Origin of the sequence: Rugosimonospora africana (assembly GCF_016862975.1) — a bacterium.
GTDB classification, from domain to species: Bacteria; Actinomycetota; Actinomycetes; order Mycobacteriales; family Micromonosporaceae; genus Rugosimonospora; species Rugosimonospora africana.
The window spans coordinates 68,760-85,050 of the sequence record NZ_BONZ01000048.1; the positions used below are offsets into that span (position 1 = coordinate 68,760).

The 16,291-nt window shown below is 71.4% G+C and carries 15 protein-coding genes and 1 riboswitch; of the genes, 10 read left to right on the top strand and 5 right to left on the bottom strand.

The features are described 5' to 3' along the window. Positions 1 to 25: 25 nt before the first annotated feature. Both Raf01_RS25130 and Raf01_RS25135 read right to left on the bottom strand, forming a co-directional pair. Positions 26 to 697, bottom strand: coding sequence for a response regulator (locus Raf01_RS25130; RefSeq protein WP_203920458.1), 672 nt, complete (start codon positions 695 to 697; stop codon positions 26 to 28). Then, positions 694 to 2,076 (bottom strand): sensor histidine kinase, encoded by a 1,383-nt coding sequence (locus Raf01_RS25135; protein ID WP_203920459.1) that lies wholly within the window; start codon positions 2,074 to 2,076, stop codon positions 694 to 696. Before Raf01_RS25135 ends, Raf01_RS25130 begins: the two co-directional genes overlap by 4 nt. Positions 2,077 to 2,336: 260 nt before the next feature. Between Raf01_RS25135 and Raf01_RS25140 the strand changes: the two genes are divergently transcribed. From Raf01_RS25140 to Raf01_RS25170, 7 genes are all read left to right on the top strand, one after another. After that, positions 2,337 to 3,083 (top strand): ABC transporter ATP-binding protein, encoded by a 747-nt coding sequence (locus Raf01_RS25140; RefSeq protein ID WP_203920460.1) that lies wholly within the window; start codon positions 2,337 to 2,339, stop codon positions 3,081 to 3,083. After that, positions 3,080 to 3,820, top strand: coding sequence for an ABC transporter permease (locus Raf01_RS25145; protein WP_203920461.1), 741 nt, complete (start codon positions 3,080 to 3,082; stop codon positions 3,818 to 3,820). The genes Raf01_RS25140 and Raf01_RS25145 overlap by 4 nt, the downstream gene beginning before the upstream one ends. Positions 3,821 to 4,003: 183 nt before the next feature. Then, entirely contained in the window at positions 4,004 to 5,002 is a 999-nt protein-coding gene (locus Raf01_RS25150) for a helix-turn-helix domain-containing protein (RefSeq protein ID WP_203920462.1), read from the top strand. A 43-nt stretch (positions 5,003 to 5,045) separates the two neighbouring features. Continuing rightward, a complete protein-coding gene (locus Raf01_RS25155; RefSeq protein ID WP_203920463.1) occupies positions 5,046 to 5,582 on the top strand; it encodes an RICIN domain-containing protein in 537 nt (178 codons plus the stop codon). A 269-nt stretch (positions 5,583 to 5,851) separates the two neighbouring features. After that, positions 5,852 to 6,484: a hypothetical protein gene (locus Raf01_RS25160; RefSeq protein ID WP_239133889.1), complete on the top strand. Its 633-nt coding sequence runs from the start codon at positions 5,852 to 5,854 to the stop codon at positions 6,482 to 6,484. 15 nt (positions 6,485 to 6,499) lie between these two features. Then, the gene (locus Raf01_RS25165) at positions 6,500 to 7,666 is read left to right on the top strand and encodes a sensor histidine kinase (protein ID WP_203920486.1); all 1,167 of its coding nucleotides are present in this window, start codon (positions 6,500 to 6,502) and stop codon (positions 7,664 to 7,666) included. After that, complete coding sequence (locus Raf01_RS25170) at positions 7,663 to 8,319, top strand: response regulator (RefSeq protein ID WP_203920464.1); 657 nt, start codon at positions 7,663 to 7,665, stop codon at positions 8,317 to 8,319. The genes Raf01_RS25165 and Raf01_RS25170 overlap by 4 nt, the downstream gene beginning before the upstream one ends. Here Raf01_RS25170 and Raf01_RS25175 read toward each other — a convergent pair. Then, positions 8,270 to 9,391 (bottom strand): hypothetical protein, encoded by a 1,122-nt coding sequence (locus Raf01_RS25175; RefSeq protein ID WP_203920465.1) that lies wholly within the window; start codon positions 9,389 to 9,391, stop codon positions 8,270 to 8,272. The two genes, Raf01_RS25170 and Raf01_RS25175, sit on opposite strands and share 50 nt — an antisense overlap. A 229-nt stretch (positions 9,392 to 9,620) precedes the next feature. Between Raf01_RS25175 and Raf01_RS25180 the strand changes: the two genes are divergently transcribed. The 3 genes from Raf01_RS25180 (at position 9,621) to Raf01_RS25190 (ending at position 14,551) form a co-directional block, all read left to right on the top strand. Further along, the gene (locus tag Raf01_RS25180) at positions 9,621 to 10,898 is read left to right on the top strand and encodes a hypothetical protein (protein WP_203920466.1); all 1,278 of its coding nucleotides are present in this window, start codon (positions 9,621 to 9,623) and stop codon (positions 10,896 to 10,898) included. 116 nt (positions 10,899 to 11,014) lie between these two features. Next, the gene (locus Raf01_RS25185) at positions 11,015 to 13,711 is read left to right on the top strand and encodes an ATP-binding protein (RefSeq protein ID WP_203920467.1); all 2,697 of its coding nucleotides are present in this window, start codon (positions 11,015 to 11,017) and stop codon (positions 13,709 to 13,711) included. 60 nt (positions 13,712 to 13,771) lie between these two features. Beyond that, positions 13,772 to 13,887, top strand: a riboswitch (SAM riboswitch). A 19-nt stretch (positions 13,888 to 13,906) separates the two neighbouring features. Further along, positions 13,907 to 14,551, top strand: a complete 645-nt coding sequence (locus tag Raf01_RS25190; protein WP_203920468.1) for a GNAT family N-acetyltransferase — start codon at positions 13,907 to 13,909, stop codon at positions 14,549 to 14,551. 65 nt (positions 14,552 to 14,616) lie between these two features. On the opposite strand, the gene Raf01_RS25195 is transcribed toward Raf01_RS25190, so the two are convergent. Both Raf01_RS25195 and Raf01_RS25200 read right to left on the bottom strand, forming a co-directional pair. Next, entirely contained in the window at positions 14,617 to 15,390 is a 774-nt protein-coding gene (locus tag Raf01_RS25195) for a cellulose binding domain-containing protein (protein WP_203920469.1), read from the bottom strand. A gap of 124 nt (positions 15,391 to 15,514) precedes the next feature. Next, positions 15,515 to 16,249 (bottom strand): phosphotransferase family protein, encoded by a 735-nt coding sequence (locus Raf01_RS25200; RefSeq protein WP_203920470.1) that lies wholly within the window; start codon positions 16,247 to 16,249, stop codon positions 15,515 to 15,517. Positions 16,250 to 16,291: the final 42 nt, after the last annotated feature.

Below are 16,291 nucleotides of genomic sequence, written 5' to 3' on the forward strand. Positions count from 1 at the left end.
GTCCTCGTGATAGGGGCGGGCGGGTTCACCGCGGGCCGGGCGCGACCAGCCCGGTTTGATACGCGATCACGACGAGCTGGGCGCGATCACGTGCGCCCAGCTTCACCATGGCGCGGTTGACATGCGTCTTCACCGTCGCGGGGCTCAGTACCAGATGCGCGGCGATCTCGTCGTTGGACAGTCCGGTGGCGACCAGCGTCAGGATCTCCCGTTCGCGGTCGGTGAGTACGGCCAGGCGCTGCGGCGTCGGCGGGTCGTCCTGGTCCGGGTACCGCAGGAAGCGGGCGATCAGGCTCCGGGTCGCGGCCGGTGACAGCAGGGCGTCTCCCCGGCTGACCACCCGGATCGCGTTCAGCAACTCCTCGGGCTCCGCGCTCTTGCCGAGGAACCCGCTGGCGCCGTGCCGCAGGGCCTGGAACACGTACTGGTCGATCTCGAACGTGGTGAGGATGAGCACCCGCACGCCGGCGAGGTCGTCGTTCTCGGTGATCATTCGGGTGGCGGTCAGCCCGTCCAGGTCGGGCATCCGGATGTCCATGAGCACCACGTCGGCGCGCAGCTGCCGGGCCAGCTCGACCGCCTGCCGCCCGGTCGATGCCTCGCCTACCACCTCAAGGTCCGGCACGGTACTGATGAGCAGTCGGAAGCTGCCGCGCAACAAGGGCTGGTCGTCGGCGATCAGGACGCGGATGGTCAACTGGCACCCTCGGGATCCGGTCGCGCCCGGCCGGGCAGCGGCAGTGTCGGTTGCGGCAGTGTCGGTTGCGGCAGTGTCGGTAGCGGCAGTGCGGGCAGCGGCAGAGTGGCGCAGACCTGGAAGCCACCGGGGCGCGGGCCGGCACGCAGGTCGCCGCCGAGCGCGGCGACGCGTTCCCGCATGCCGACGATGCCGTGCCCCGTTCCGTCCGGCGACGCGGGGGCCGGCCGGGCGGCGTCCGCCGATCGCGCCAGCGCGGCATCGTTCACGTCGTTGTCCACCACGATCCGCAGCACTGTCGGCTGGTAGTCCAGGCGCAGTCGCGCGGTCACGGCGCCCGCGTGCTTGCGGACGTTGGTCAGGGACTCTTGAATCATCCGGTACGCGGTCAGATCCGTGGCCGGTGGAAGCCGGCGTACCACGCCCTCGACCCTGTCGTCGATCCGCAGTCCGGAGTCGCGGAACGAGGTGATCAGGTCGGCCAGGCCGGCCAGCCCCGCGGTGGGCCGGGTCGGCGGATCCGGCTCGTCAAACTCGCGCAGCAGGCCGATCGTGTCGCGCAACTCTTCCAGCGCGGTGCGGCTGGCCTGCCGGATGTGTACCAGCGATTGGCGCACCTGGTCCGGCTGCTCGTCGAGGACGTGGGCGGCGACCCCGGCCTGGACGTTGATCAGAGCGAGCTGGTGGCCGACCACGTCGTGGAGGTCGCGGGCAATCCGTAGCCGTTCATCGGTGACCTGCCGGCGAGCCTCCCGCTCACGGTCGTCTTCGGCGCGGCGCACCCGGTCCTCGACTTCGGCCAGGTACGCGCGGCGGTTGCGGGCAGCGTCGCCGGCGGCGACCGCGAGCCCGCCCAGCGCCGCGAGCGCGATGTTCTCCGCGCCGATCCAGGCGGTCGGCTTCAACAGCATGTGCGCGCCACCGAGGGCCAGTACCGCCAGGCCGCCGATGAGCAGTGCGCGGCGGCGGGCGCTGGCTTCGGCGACGGTGTACAACGCGATCAGAGGCGCGGCCAGCAGCAGCACGCCGTCGTGGCCGGCCTGCGGCGCCAGGTACGCCTCGGCGGTCAGGGACGAGACCACCAGAACCGGGAACGGCCACCGTCGCCGTACGGTCAACGCCGCGCAGGCGACGGCCGCCAGTACCCAGGTCGCATCCAGCGGCTCGCGACCCTGTGGCGGTCCGGCGACGGCGGTGAGCAGGACGACCGCGAACAGGATCGCCGCGATCGCGATGTCGGCGTGTGGCCTGCGGTGCGCGGCACGGCGCACCCGGTGAAGCACACCGTGACCCTGCCGGGAACTCACGATGGCCGCGCCGCCGCCCGCCGGAGCCGACAGTCTGGATCCGGCCGCGCGGTTGCCCTGGTTCGCCGCCACGCTCACCACGGTAGGCGACCGCCGGCCGCGGCGGCGTCGTCCGTTCGCCGTAGCGGTGAGGTACCGCCGGCGCGGTACGGCGGCGGCGACGCGCGAGGCGGCGCGTACGGCGAAGATGCCGCGGCCGGGCGACGACCCCGAGCCGTCCGGCGACCAGAGTGGGAACGGATTCCCGGGGGAGCGCTGCAGGGGCGCGCGGGACAGACAGGGTGAACAGGAGGAGATGTCGCGATGGCAGACCCGAGGTCGGGGGTCCGAAGATGAGCGCGGTTTCGGTACGCGGACTGACGAAGCGTTTCGGTGGCGTACGGGCGGTACAGGATCTGACCTTCGACGTACCGGAGGGGCAGGTGACCGGGTTCCTCGGCGCGAACGGGGCGGGCAAGACCACCACCCTGCGGATGATGGTGGGACTGGTCCGGCCGACCGCCGGACAGGTGCTGATCGACGGCCTGCGCTACGACCAGCTCCGGCAGCCGCGCCGCACGGTCGGGGCGGTGCTGGAGGCGACCGGGTTCCATCCCGGTCGTCGCGGCCGCGACCACCTGCGCATCGTCGGCCAGCTCGCGGGCGTGTCCCGGACCCGCGTCGACGCGGTCCTGGACCAGGTGGGTCTGGCCGGCGCCGCCGACCGGCGGGTGGGTGGCTACTCGTTGGGGATGCGGCAACGGCTGGGGCTGGGCGCCGCGCTGCTGGGCGAGCCACGGGTACTCGTCCTGGACGAGCCGGGCAACGGGCTCGACCCCGCGGGGATGGCCTGGTTGCGTACCCTGCTGCGGGAGCTGGCCGGCCAGGGGTGCGCGATCGTGGTCTCCAGTCACGTACTGGCCGAACTCGCCCAGACCATCGACCGGGTGCTGGTCGTCAATGCCGGCCGGTTGCGATTCGCCGGTCCGCTCTCCGACCTGACCCGGACCGGTACCTCCCTGGAAGCCGCGTTCCTGAAACTGACCGAACCGGACGGTGAGGGAGTCCCGGCCGGGGCCGACCTGAGGAGCACGCGATGACCGAGCTGATCGGCAACGAAGTCCTCAAGCTGCGGACGATCCGCAGCCCGTGGCTGCTGCTGGCCGCCGCGCAGGCCGTCGTCGTCGCCGGCGCTAGTGGCCGGCTGCGCCGAGGTGCCGTGCACGACCCGGCCATCGCGGTCGGTGCGGTGGCACACGTCGGCCTGACCGCGTTGTTCCCGCTCGTCCTGGGCATCGTCGCGGTAGCCGGCGAGTACCGTCACCGGACCATCGTCGATACGTATCTGAGCACGCCGCGGCGGGGCCGGGTCGTGGCCGGCAAGCTCGGCGTGTACACCGCCGCCGGGTTCGGCTTCGGCATCGCCGGATCGGTGACGGCGCTGGTTACCGCCGCGATCTGGCTGGCCGCGCGGGGCGGTTCGCTGGACCTGTCCGACGGCGAGCTGTGGCGCACCCTGGTCGGTGGCGTGGCCGCGTGCGCACTGTTCGCCGCCGTCGGCGTCGGCGTCGGGGCGCTGGTCCGCAACCTCGCCGGCGCGATCGCCGCCGCCCTGGCGTGGATCGCGCTCGTCGAGGGGGTGCTCGGCCAGCTCCTGGGCAGCGCGGGCAAGTGGCTGCCCTTCGCGGCCGGCGAGGCACTGGGTCGGCTTCCGATGGCCGGTGCGGACGCGCTCCCGCAGTGGGGGGCCGCGCTGGTCCTGCTCGGGTACGCCGCGGCGCTCGCGGCTGTGGCCGTTTCGAGCAGTGTCAGGCGCGATGTCGTCGCGGACCGGTGAGCCGACCATGGATCCGGTGGTCCGCCGAGATCGGGCGGCCGGTCCACGAACGGAGCGGGCCGTGATGACAGCGACGGTTATGAATGCGTGCCATGCTTGGTGAGTGGTCGCGCTGGAAGGCGGTCGGTGATGGCCGATGCGGTGGTCGGGAGCGATCTGCTTCCGGCGGAGCGTTTCGAACGCTTGAGAGACGAATCGCTGCGAGCCCGGGAGCCGATCGACTTTCGTTTCTTCGGCGCGTGCGACCTCGCGGTGAGGGTCGATCTGATCGACTTCGGTCCGGTCACCATGACGTCGTTGACCACGGCTGGGCGGTTCGCCATGGACGTGGCCCGCACCTCGGCGCTCATCCGGCAGTCCGATCCGGAGGCGTACCGGCTGCTGTTGAATCTCGGCGGACGCACCGCGCTGAGCCAGGACCGTCAGGACATCATCCTCGGCCCGGGGGAAATGGCGTTCTATGACACCTCTCGCCCACATCATGGCTGGCGAAGAGTCGACGGCGGTGCCGGCCGTCTACTCATGCTCTCCGTGCCCCGATCCGTGCTCGCCACCCGGGCCGACGCGGTACGGTCGCTGACCGCGACCCGGCTGCCGTCGAGCAGCGGGATCGGGCGACTGGCGACACTGATGCTGCGCCAGATCGTCGATGACTCGGACGCTTTCCCGGCATCCGAAGCGGCGCGGCTGTCGGCCACCGTCGTCAACCTGATCGACGCCTTGCTCGGGCACGCGCTCAACGTTCCGGATGGCGTGCCGCCGGACGTCGGCCGGCAGATCCTGCTGACCCGCGTACAGGCGTTCATCGATCGGCATCTGGAAGACGCTCGGCTCACCCCGGCCATGGTGGCGGCGGCTCACCACATCGCGCCGCGTACATTGGATCGCCTGTTCAGCGCGCAAGGGCTGACCGTGGCCGGCTGGATCCGGCACCGGCGTCTGGAACGGTGCCGGCAAGACCTGGTCGACCCGGCCCAGGCCCACGTCCCGATCTACGCGATCGCGATGAGGTTCGGCTTCGCCGACGGGCCGCATCTCACACGTACCTTCACCGCGGCGTACGGGATGCCGCCGCGGGCGTACCGCCGAGAGTGGCAGCAGAGTGAGACCGGCGCGGATGTTCAAGCGCGTGGCGGGCATCGACATGGTCTGAAGTCCGGTCATCAGGATACTGGAATCTGAGGCGCCTCCCGCACATCCCATCCCCCCATGGAAAAGAGGCAAGATGCGTGTCCCCGGATCCCCGCCCCGCCGGCTTCGGACACTGGCGATCGCCGCGGCAGCCCTGCTGACTGCGGTCGTCAGCCTCGCTTCGCCCGCTGCGGCGGCCAGCGACACCTTCGCCATCCACAACAACTACGCTCAGGGCAGGTGCATCGCAATCAGCGGTGGATTCGCCGTGGACCTGACCTGCTCCAGCCGCGCCGACGACCAGATCTGGCACTGGGGGGCACCCAACGCCGACGGCTGGCAGCAACTGATCAACAACAATGGTCAGTGTCTCGCGGTCCAGAACGGCAGCACCGCCTACGGCGCGTCGATCAAAGCCGGAACGTGCTACGGACCGTCCAACCCGGACCAGTACTGGGGGTACCTCTCCGACCCCGCCGAACCCCTTTACATCGCCAACTACAAGGCCAGTTTCGACCCGAGCCATGACGGGCTCTGGGTCATCTGCGTCAAGGATGGGTCGACGGCAAACGGCGCGGCACTGCGGCTCGGTCCGGCGACCGGTAACCCCGACCAGTTCTGGCATTTCTGATCGCTGACCGCGATTCCTGGTGCGGCACGGTCCGCGGCCAGTAACCGTGCGGCCTCCGTGCGCTGAGGCAAGGGTACGCGCCGGCGCCGTGACGGGCGGGTCTCCTCTTCGGGAGGCCCGCCCGTCACTGTGAGGACGTTCCGCGGCGCGGTTCTCCGGTATCCCTCCGCGGGCCGGTCCGATCCCTCTGCCGGGGGAGGCCCGGGACTCGGCTCTGCTGCGATCGTCGGGAGCAGTGCTGACCGTCTCTCCCCGTCGGAAGGAAGCGCATGATTTCCCATGGATCCGCGACCGCGCGCGCGGCGCTGGCGAGTACGCATGGACGCATCGCGGCCGGTGTTCCCCGCTGGGCGGTGTGGGCTGCGTACGCGGCCACCCTGACCGTGCTGCCGTCCTGCGTCTGGCGCATCGCCGCCATCCCCTTCCACGGGCCGCTGCTGGAGCGCACCACGACGCTCGCGCGCCATCACGGTCCGGTGCTGTTCACCGGCGCGTGGTACGCCGTCGCGCTCAGCCTCGTCAGCGAGACGCTGGCGTACCTGACCGTGGGGCTGGTCAGCGAGTGGGGCGAGACAGTGCCGAGGTGGATCCCCGGCCTGGGTGGCCGCCGGGTACCGGTCCGCGCCGCGGTCATCCCGGCCGCCTTCGGAGCCACGGCACTGACGTTGATCTTCCCGTACACCCTGGTCATGGTGAGTCTGGGCCGGATGGTCGACGGTACCCGCGGCATCGGTCTGGTCGTGCACGGCTGGCAGGCCGTTGCCTTCGCGATCGCGTACGCCCCGCTGGCGGCATGGGGCCCGCTGCTCGGCATCGTGACCGTGAGTTACTACCGGCGTCGCCGCCGTGCTCCCCGCCCCGACGACGCGACGCTCACCGCGCGCCCTGCCGCGGATAGCTGACAGACTGTAGTCGTGATGCGCCGGATGCTCGCTCCGCTGACGCGGGGCGCCACGTACCGTCGTGGCGTCTACCTTCTGCTCGGCGGAGTGCTGGCGCTGCCGTACGCGTTGCTGGTCGACGCCTTCGCCCACCTGTTGGCTGACCACCGGACGCAACGCCCGCTCACCCTGCTGGTCGCTGCGGTGGTCACGCCCGTCACCCTGGTGCCCGCGTTCCTGTCCGGTACCCGCGCTCTGCAGATCGCGGCGGTCCGTTGGCTGTTGGGCATCGAGCTGCCCGAGCCTCGGGCGGAGCCGGAACGGGAGGCGCGGCTGCGCTCCGCGCTGTGGTTCGCGGTGCATGTCGTGGTCGGTGGGGCTGTCGGAGCCACGCTTGTCGTGGCGGTTCCGCTGGCGCTGGTGTCCCTCCCGCGTCAGCACAGCGTGCTGACGTGGATGCTCGCGTTCGCCGTGCTGGTGGCCGCCGGCTACGCGGTCGCGGGACTCGGCGCACTCGCCGCGACGATGGCGCCGGTCCTGCTCGGCCCGTCCGTGGGCGAACGCGTCGCCGCCCTTGAGGCCCGCGCGGTCAGGCTCGCCGAGCGCAACCGCCTGGCCCGCGAGCTACACGACTCGATCGGGCACGCGCTGACCGTGACCACGCTGCAGGCCGCCGCCGCACGGGAACTGCTCGACACCGACGCGGCGTTCGCCCGGCGGGCGCTCGAATCGATCGAAGACACCGGGCGCGGCGCGATGGAAGAACTCGACCAGCTCCTCGGCGTCCTGCGCGACGACGAGCCGCACCGGCACAGACCTCAGCCGACGCTTGAGGAACTCGACCGTCTCGTCGATGAAGCCAGGCGGGCGGGGGCGCAGGTGTCGCTCATCGTACGCGGCGCGGTCGCCGAGGTGCCCGCGGCGGTCTCCCGCGAGGGGTACCGGATCGTGCAGGAGAGCATCACCAACGCACTGCGCCACGCCGGCCCGGTACCGGTCGACGTGAACCTCACGGTGGAACGTGGGCTGCTCACGATCGAGGCGGCCAACGCCGGCGGCACCGGCGGCCGGAGGACCGGACAGGGGCGGGGACTGGCGGGCATGCGGGAGCGGGTGGCGCTGCTCGGCGGGGCGATGAGCGCCGGACCCGACGAAGGCCGGTGGCGGCTTCGGGTACGGCTTCCGGTACAAAGGCAACCGTGACCATCAGGGTGGCCATCGTCGACGACGACGAACTGATCCGGATCGGGCTACGCGCCATCGTCGGCGCACAGCCGGACCTGGAAGTCGTCGCGGAAGCCGGGGATGGCGCGGATGTCCCCGACATCGTCGCGCGAACCCGGCCGCACGTGCTGCTCATCGATGTGCGGATGCCGGGGATCGACGGCCTCCAGGCGACCCGGCACCTGCTCGCCACCTCGGCCGACCCACCCCGGGTGCTCGTCATCACCACGTTCGAGAACGACGAGTACGTCTACGACGCGCTGCGCGCCGGGGCGGCCGGCTTCCTGCTCAAGCGCGCCCGGCCGGCGGAGATGGTCGAGGCCATCCGGGTGATCGCCGCCGGCGACTCGGTGCTGTTTCCGGCCGCGATCCGTCGCCTCGCCGGGGCGTACGGCGGGTCCGGCGACGATCGCGTGCGCGCCGCGCGGCTGACCGACCGCGAGGCGGAGGTGCTGCGGCTGATGGCCACCGGCCGCTCCAACCCGGAAATCGCCGAGCATCTGGTCGTGGGTGTCGAGACCGTCAAGACCCACGTCCGCAACGTGCTCGCCAAGCTCGGCTGTCGCGACCGCACCCAGGCCGTCATCGCGGCCTACGAGTCGGGCTTCGTGAACCCGAACGGCCTTCCGTAACCACGCCGCAGGCCGGTCGGGTTCGCCGCTGGTACGACCAGGCGGCAGCGGCCAGCGCCGCACCGAACACGGCGAACGGGCCCAGCCCGCACCAGGCGACCAGCAGGGCGTCGCCCGAGGACGGGAACTGCCCGCGGGGCATGGTGACCAGGCCGGCCGTACCGAGTGCGCAGTAGACGACGCCCGCCGCCCCGTACGGCGCCAGCGTGGCGGCACCGAGCCAGGCAGGGATCAGCGGCAGCCACCGCGGTACCCGCCGGCCGCGCAGCGGCGGGATCCACCGGGGGAAGACCTGCCCCCACGGCCGTACCAGACCGAAGAGCAGGAACAGCCCGAGCGCGGCCAGCAGCGCGGTGACGTCGATGCCCCACGATTCGAGGGTGAGGATCAGGCCGGAGGTGCCGTTGCGGCGGAAGTCGGCGACAATCTCCGCACCGCTCATCCCCGCGAACGTGCCGCCCACCGCCCAGGTCGTCTTCATGGCGGCGTACGGGACGAACCCGGCGGCTCCCGCCCATGCCAGCCGGCGAACCCGCCGAGGGGGAGTGGACGGCTGCGGTCGTACCGCGACGAACGACGCGTCATGGACCCTGCCGCAGCGCGGACAGCTGCCACGGGTCGCGTGCCCGAAACTGAGCGCGGTTCCGATCAGCAGAACGGCGCCCGCCGCGGCCAGAACCTGATTCGCGGTGGCGAGCCAACTGTCGACGGTCTGCGCGAACACCAGCTCGATGAGGTCCATCAGCAGGCCGAAGGCCAGCATCGCGACAGGCAGGCAGAGCCCCCACAGCAACGAGAGCACGGCTCGTCGGGCCCCCGGCCGCCGGCGCGGCCGGGTGGCGGCAAGCGCGGCGGCCGCCACCGCCGCGGCCACCGCGACAATGGCCCAGTCGAAGCCGGCCGGCCACCGATGCGGGCCGTGATACAGGGCGGGGGTGCCGGTCGCCGCCACCAGTACGCCGAATCCGGCATAGGCGACCGCCCAGCAGAACGTCGCCGTGGCCACCCAGCGCGGCCACTGCCGCCAGCGCCGCACCGGTCGGACCTTGTCCTGTCGAAACACGTCGATCATGGCTTGAGCATCGCGCCGGCCCCGGGCCGGCCACCTCCCCCCGGGGGGTGAAGGCGCCGCCACGGCAGAGTGATCCACGGCGGAGTGATCCCGATCCTGCGGCCGCCTGACGGTCGCGCCGTCGCGAATTCCGTAGCCAGTTGCGTATTTTCACCGACTCGGGTTCGCCCGCCAACACCGACGATTCGCTCTGGATGTGCACATCCGATGCTCCCCGGAGGAGGTGTCAGTGTTCTTTCGACGCACAGTCAGAACCGCCGCGGTCGCGGGTGCGATCGCGATGGTCGCGCTGGGCGTGGTCACGGTCACGCCCGGCGCCGCGTTCACCGCGCCCGCGCAGCCAGGCAATGGCGCCACGCTGCACCAGCTCACACTGCCCGCGCCGAAGAAGCCGGCGATGAAATCCAGCAAAGCCAACGTGACCAACAAGGGCGATTGCGCGACGGCGCAGGCGAACCTCAAGTCCTTCGCGGCCAAGGGACAGAAGACGGTCAGTTGCACCACCGTCGGATCGATGCCGCCCAAGGGCGGCATGACGCCGGCAGTCGTGCCGCCCTGCGCTTCCCTCGAGACCGGAATCTGGTGGTACCAGCGGGACGGCGCATGCATGATCAGCTACATCACGGAGACGATCTTCGAGGCCAACGACGGTGAGATTCTCGGTCAGGCGTTCTTCCAGGTCAACCAGGATCTGAGTCTCCAGTACAACCGCACGACGTACTTCGAGAACGAGACGATCACGTTCTACGACTACTGGGGGCTCGGAGACACCACCCACGAGCTGACCATGGTCGGCTACTGCGATGGCAGCTGCACACTCCTGGACGGGTCCGCTTGGGACAACCTCATCAGCCCCGGGCAGACCGTCTACGGCCAGACCGTGTACGAGGGAGTGACGTTCGGCCCGCGCACCTACAGCGCCACCGGATACGTCTTCCAGTTGCTCGTCCCGTCCGCTGCCTCCACCGGGCCGCTCTACTGGTACGGGCCGCCCACGATCCGCTGCGACGGCGAGCTGAACAACGTCGGAGCCGGCTGCGTCTTCCCGGAGTGGACGCCGATCTGGGGTGCGTCGGTCGCCGCGTACGGGGCCGCCGCGCTGAACATCGACATCGCCGAGCTGTACCTGCCGGACGGGTGGGGGCTGGTCACGCCGCTGACCCGGCAGACCGACCAGGGCAGGATGGACGCGAACCGCAACGCCGTCTGCAGTGGGTTCATCTCGTTCGGGGGCACCGACTCCTGCGACGAGTACGCGTTCGCGAGCACCCACCAGAGCGGCGGCGAACTGGGCCTCAGGTTCGCCAACTGCGCCGAGGTCGGGTACACCCAGGCCGGCGGGCAGTGGGTCTGGTACGAGGTCAGGTGGACCGGCAACGAGCACTGCCTGATCGGGCACGTCGACCTGGCCTCCAACGTCAGCCTCGGCCGCAGCCTGTCCAACGAGGTCTACACGCCCTACCGGGTGCTGGACGGTGATCCGTTCTACGTGTACGCCACGGCGTAGCGATCCGGCACGGCTGTCGCCTCCCCAACAGTTCCGTAATCGTCACCCATCGATGGGACCATTGGCTTTCGAGAACAGCCAGTGGGACGGCGGAACTGCTTCGGGGAGGCGGCGGCATGTCGCTGGTGGGCCGGGACACGCAACTGGCACGGCTCGACGACGCGGTTGCGGCGGTCCTCGACGGCCGGTTCGTCGCCGTCGAGGTCTGCGGCGAGGCCGGCATGGGCAAGACCCGGATGCTGGCCGAGCTGGAACGCCGGGCGGCCCGCGCGGGCCTGCTCGTCCGCGCCGGCCACGCCACCCAGTTCGAGCAGGAGGTGCCGTTCGGCGTCTACGCCGACCTGGTACCGGCCGGCGAGCTGGGCGAGCCGGCCACCCGGTCGCGGGTACACGACGGCGCCCGCCGGATACTCGCCGAGGCGGCCGCACCCGGCACCGCGCTACTGCTGGACGACGTGCACTGGGCCGACCCGGCCTCGCTGGAACTCACCGAACAGCTGATCCGGCGGCCGCCGCGGGTACCCCTGCTGATCGCGATCGCGTTTCGCGGCACCGCCGCACCCGCCCGGCTCGTCGGCGCGATCGACCGGCTGGGTGCCGCGGCGATCGTGCTCGACCTCCCACCGCTGGCCCCGGACGACGTGCAGCGCCTACTGACCGGCGTGCCGCGGCGGCGGCGCACGCTGATTCTTCGTGCCGGGCTCGGCAACCCGCTCTACCTCGCGGCACTGTCCCGGCTGCCCGACCGGACGCTCGACGACCTCGCGGCGCTCGCCGAGCGGCACGGCCCGGCGGACGCCGACTGGTTGGCCGGCTCGCAGCGGCGCATCCTCGCCGGCCTGGCCGCCGAGATCACCGCCCTCGCCGCGCCCGTGCAGCGGGTCGCCCACGTCGCCGCGGTGGTCGGCGACCACGCCACGATCGATCTCATCGCGGCGGTCGCCGATCTGCCGGTCGCGGCCGTCGTCGCGGCCATCGACGAACTGGACCGGCTGGGCTTCGTGCGTACCGACGGCGCGCGGGTGCTCTACCGGCATCCGCTCATCCGCGCCGCCGCGCACGCGCTGACCGGGTCCGCGTGGCGTTTCCAGGCCCACGCCCGTACCGCCGAATTCCTGCGTACCCGTCGCGCGCCGCTGCCCGTCGTGGCCTACCACACCGAACAGTCCGCGCAGTACGGCGACGAAGCCGCGGCGGCCACCCTCGTCGAGGCCGGCGTCGCGTTCGCCTACGAGGCCCCGGCACAGGCCGCCCGCTGGCTGGGCACCGCGCTGCGCATCATGCCGGACAGCGATGAACAGCGCGCCACCGTCGAGCTGTGGCACGCCCGCGCGCTCGGCCGGGGCGGACAGCTCGAACGCAGCCGGGAGGTGCTCCAGCGGCTGCGCCACGCCCCAGCGCCGATCCGTGCCCAGGCCGAGGCGTTCGGCGTGGCCGTGGCCCGGCAGCTGGGCGGGTTCGCCGAGGCCGCGGCGACCCTGAACGCGCGGCTGGCCCGCGGCGACCTCGATCCGTTCGGCGAGGCCAAGCTGCGCGTCGAACTCGCCGCGGTCGACGCGTTCCGGGAGGACCCGGCATCGACCGTGTGCCACGCCCAGCGGGCGCTCGCGCTGCTCGACCCCGACCGTCGCGTCCACGTCGGGGCGGCGCGGACACTGCTGGCGCTCGGCTCGCTCTATGCCGGGGACACCGCCGCCGCGCGCCGTCACATCGTCGACGCCGCCGGCACCATCGACGCCGTCAGCGACGCCGACCTGCGCCCGTACGTGGAGGTCGTCTCGCCGCTGGCGCTGACCGAGATCCAACTGGGCCACTTCGCCGACGCCACCCGGCACCTCGACCGCGCCCGGCGAATCCTCGACGTGCTCGGGCCGAGCAGCGCGTCGCCGTACCTGCTGTGCATGGAAGCCTTGCTGCACACCCGTACCGGGCGGCTGGCCCGGGCGATGGACAGCGCCGAGGACGCGCTGGCCGCCGCCGACCGGGTCGGCAGCCCGGAGATGCGCGCCATGGCCACCGCCGCCCGGTTCCGTTCGCACCTGTGGATCGCCGGCCCGGCCGCCGTCCTCGCCGTCACTGCCGACAGCACCGGCGACACCGAGCTGCCGCGCTCCCGCGCCTGGCGGCGCACCTACCGCAACGAGTTGGCGCTCGTGCACGCCGCCGCCGGCCACGCCCGCACCGGCCTCGACCTGCTCGCCGAGGACGAGGCCCGGCCGTCGGCGCACCCACCGACCGTGGTGGCGCGGGCGGCGATCGCGGCGCTCGCGCACGCGGAGTCCGGGGACTTCGCCGGGGCCGCGGATGCCGCGGGGCGCGCGCTCGACGCGGCCACCGGGCTCCCGTACGAGCACGCGCTCGCCCGGCTGAGCGAGGGATTCGCCGCCTTCCGGCAGCGGCGGGTCGAGCGGGCCGTTGCCGCGGCGGACGCGGCGGCCGGTGGGTTCGCCGCGGCGGGTACCCCGGTGGAGGAGGCACTCGCCCACCACCTCGCGGGTGCCGCGTACCGGGCGGCGGGCCAGGCCCACCAGGCCGGGCAGGCGTTGGCCCGTGCCGCCGCCGGCTACCGCGACCACGGCGCCACCTGGCTGTCATCGATGCTTGCCGGCACACCGGTGGCGGGCAAGGTATCGCTCACGCCGCGCGAACGGGAAATCGCCGAGCTGGCCACGACCGGGCTGAGCAACAAGGAGATCGCCGACCGGCTGTATCTGAGCCGCCGCACCGTCGAGTCGCACCTCAACCGCATCTTCGCCAAGCTCGACGTGCGCTCGCGCACCGCGATGGCCCACCGGCTCACCGACCTTCGGTAGCCGGTTGTGTAGTTTCACCGATCCCGGCAGGCGCGCCGGCCGGTGATAGATTGCCGACGAGGTCTCGAGTGCCAGCATCAAGCCCCGGCTCGCTGGCCGGCAACCCTCCAATCGTGGGTGGGGTGCCCCGGGTGACGACCCGGCCCGGCGCGCGGTGCGCCGGGCAAGCCGCGATACCTCGTCCGGAGGCCACGCATGTCTGTCCCGTCGTCCCCAACCGTCCTCACCTGCCCGGTGCTGCAGGGTCGCCTGGTCCGCCTCGAGCCGCTGGGGCACCGGCACGCCACCGACCTCGCCGCGGCGTGTGAGGAGGACCGAAGCTCGTACGCGTTCACCTGGGTGCCGACCGCGGCCGAGGTCGACGCGTACATCGACGCCCAGCTCGCCAGGGCGGATTCCGGAAGGCTGGCGCCCTTTGCCGTGGTGGACAAGGCATCGGGTCGCGCGGTCGGAGCGACCGCGTACTGGGATCCGCGGCCGTGGCCGGACGGCACCGGGCTCTGCGCGATCGAGATCGGCTTCAGTTGGCTGGCCGCGTCGGCGCAGGGCCGGGGGATCAACGCCGAAGCGAAGCTGCTGCTCTTCGACTACGCGTTCACCGCGTTCGGGGTGGCCCGGGTCGACCTGAAGACCGATGCGCGCAACCGCCGCTCCCGCGCGGCGATCGAGAGCGTGGGCGGGACATTCGAGGGCGTACTGCGCCGCTGGTCGCGGTCGTGGACTCCCGGAGAGGACGGCCAGCTGCGGGACTCGGCGATGTACTCCATCGTGGCCGACGAGTGGCCGCAGCGGCGCGCCCGGTTGACCGCACGGCTGGCTGAGCGCCGTCCGCATGCGTGACCGCGCGTGCCGGCCTGTACCGGGCGGGTCGGCGCCCGGTACGGGCCGGGCCGGATGAGGCCGGCTCAGGGCGCGAATACCGCGCAGGGGACTCCGTTGACGGCGATGTCGTTGGGCGGAAGCAACGGGGGCGCGTCCGTACCCGCGAAGCCCAGCGTCGCGCTTCCGGTCGGTGGGATGTTGCCGTTCCACCCGGCGTTGACGATCGTCACGGCGCTACCGCTGATCGTGGATGCGCCGTTCCATACCGAGGTCACTCGCACATTGGTCGGGAGGGTGAAGGTGACCGTCCAACTGGGGACCGTGACGGTACCTCCATTGTGGATGGTCACTGCCGCGTTGAATCCGCCCGAGTAGTAGCTGGAGAAGTCGACTCGGCAGGACAACCCGCCGATGGGCGGTGGGTTGCCGCCCGGGGGCAGGGTGGTGAAGCTGCCGGGCTCGGAGAGCGGGCTGGTGGTGTAGCCGGAGTTTGGCAGGGCGTAGGCGAAGACGGCGAATGTGTAGGTGGTGCTCGGAGAAAGGCCGGTCAGCTTTGTCGAATTGATCGGAAGGAACGAGTAGGGCTGCCAGGCGCCGTCGACGAGACGGTCCAGCTCATAGCGGAACTCGTTGTCGTGGCGGTACCAGGCCAGGGTGGCGGAGGTGTCGGTCACGTTGTACGCGAACGGCCGGCTCGGGGGAGCCAGGGGCGGGAGGCTCGGCGATGAGCTCGCGGCCACGGTGTCGGCCGCGGCAGCCGGACTGGCTTGTGCGGCGGTGCCCGAGACAGCCAACGCCAGCAGGCCGGGCGCGAACGCGACCATGGCGGCCAGTCCGGTCAGGAATCGATGACGCATTGGGTTCTCCCCACACTCGTCGCGGCGGGTGACTCCGCTGTACGCGTCTCCAGTGGGAGAGCGGTGTGGTGGATGGGCCCCCGCGAAACGATCGGTGACATGAAGCGCTAATGGTGACGGGGCGCTATTCGGCCCACCCGGCGGTGAGGTCCAAGCGGTGCTGCCAGAGCCGCACCGCTTCGGCACTCCAGCGACGGCACATGTCCAGCAGCCGTTGGCACTGTGCCACCATCGCCGCCCGTCGCTGTTCCCAGGAGGGGTGCCACCCGTAGGCGTCGAAGAACTCATCCAGCAGCGGAACGTGCGCACCGTGATGCATCCGAACGATCCACTCACACCATGCCAGATCCTCGACGGCATCGCCGGGGTGCGCCCATTCCCAATCCAGCACTGCCGCGATGCTGAACCCGGCCGGGTCCAGCAGCACATTGTTCGGTCCGTAATCTCCATGGACGAGCACCGCATCGACCGGATGCCGCCGATCAGGAAATACCTCCGTGATGTCCAGATCGTGGATCTGGCGCAACGTCTGACCGCACGCGCGCAGCACAGGCCCAGCCATGCCCGCCTCGATCATTTCCTGGCCGTGCACTCCCTCGACGAATCCCATGCGCAACTCGCCGCCGACCTCAGCATCCATCAGCGTCGGCACCGGCAACAGGCCACTCAGTGTGGCCAGCATCAGCCGCTCACGGTCGCGCCGCGCCACGGCATCGGGCCCCTCGTACCGTTTCACCACAACGCGCCCATCACTGCGCGTGTCGTTGGTATAGCTGTGACGCAAGGGCTGCATGACCACCCACACAAAGAGGACCAGATCGGCCAACCGGCCATCAGCAAGGGTAACCGTGGCTTCCATGCCCGGTAAGAATGCTGATCAACCCCCGTCACCTGACGTCTG

Excerpts from the sequence above, each read along its gene's own strand:
- Raf01_RS25140 (WP_203920460.1), top strand. The coding sequence starts at position 2,337 with ATGAGCGCGGTTTCGGTACGCGGACTGACGAAGCGTTTCGGTGGCGTA.
- Raf01_RS25145 (WP_203920461.1), top strand. The coding sequence starts at position 3,080 with ATGACCGAGCTGATCGGCAACGAAGTCCTCAAGCTGCGGACGATCCGC.
- Raf01_RS25155 (WP_203920463.1), top strand. The coding sequence starts at position 5,046 with ATGCGTGTCCCCGGATCCCCGCCCCGCCGGCTTCGGACACTGGCGATC.
- Raf01_RS25160 (WP_239133889.1), top strand. The coding sequence starts at position 5,852 with ATGATTTCCCATGGATCCGCGACCGCGCGCGCGGCGCTGGCGAGTACG.
- Raf01_RS25165 (WP_203920486.1), top strand. The coding sequence starts at position 6,500 with ATGCGCCGGATGCTCGCTCCGCTGACGCGGGGCGCCACGTACCGTCGT.
- Raf01_RS25175 (WP_203920465.1), bottom strand. The coding sequence starts at position 9,391 with ATGATCGACGTGTTTCGACAGGACAAGGTCCGACCGGTGCGGCGCTGG.
- Raf01_RS25185 (WP_203920467.1), top strand. The coding sequence starts at position 11,015 with ATGTCGCTGGTGGGCCGGGACACGCAACTGGCACGGCTCGACGACGCG.
- Raf01_RS25190 (WP_203920468.1), top strand. The coding sequence starts at position 13,907 with ATGTCTGTCCCGTCGTCCCCAACCGTCCTCACCTGCCCGGTGCTGCAG.
- Raf01_RS25195 (WP_203920469.1), bottom strand. The coding sequence starts at position 15,390 with ATGCGTCATCGATTCCTGACCGGACTGGCCGCCATGGTCGCGTTCGCG.
- Raf01_RS25200 (WP_203920470.1), bottom strand. The coding sequence starts at position 16,249 with ATGGAAGCCACGGTTACCCTTGCTGATGGCCGGTTGGCCGATCTGGTC.